The following is a 551-nucleotide window of genomic DNA, read 5'->3' on the forward strand; positions in this document are numbered from 1 at the left end:
AATGTCACGGGCCAGGTGACGGGTGAATTCAATGAGGGTGATGTCGTCACCCTGACGGTTGGCAGTACCTCGCTCACAGGTGCGGTTGGTGCCGATGGGTCGTGGACGATCGCGGTTGCGGGCTCTGATCTGGCTGCTGCGGATTCTCTGAGTGTCTCGGTCACAACAACCGATGCTGCAGGGAACAGCGCGACGACGACTGCTACGACCAGCTATGGCGTAGACACGACTGCACCCGAACTGACAGTGTCTGTGGATCCGATCACTGCTGACAATGTGATTAATGCCGCAGAGTCTGGCGGATCGGTGAATGTCACTGGCCAGGTGACCGGTGAGTTCAACGAGGGTGATGCGGTCACTCTGACGGTCAACAGCGTTGAGTACACCGGTGCGGTTGGTGCCGATGGGTCGTGGGCGATCGCAGTTGCGGGCGCTGATCTGGCTGCTGCCGACTCTCTGGATGTGTCGGTCACAACAACCGATGCGGCGGGCAATAGCACGACGACGACTGCTGCACACGGCTATGGTGTGGACACCACCGCACCTGAGCT

The 551-nt window shown here is 59.9% G+C and carries 1 protein-coding gene; it reads left to right on the forward strand.

What is annotated here, in order from left to right:
- Positions 1-551 (forward strand): Ig-like domain-containing protein (locus ABS761_RS16925; RefSeq protein WP_350409558.1); only part of this gene is annotated, 551 nt, incomplete at both ends.

The sequence above is a fragment of the Castellaniella sp. GW247-6E4 genome, assembly GCF_040276065.1.
In the GTDB taxonomy this organism is placed as follows: Bacteria; Pseudomonadota; Gammaproteobacteria; order Burkholderiales; family Burkholderiaceae_B; genus Castellaniella.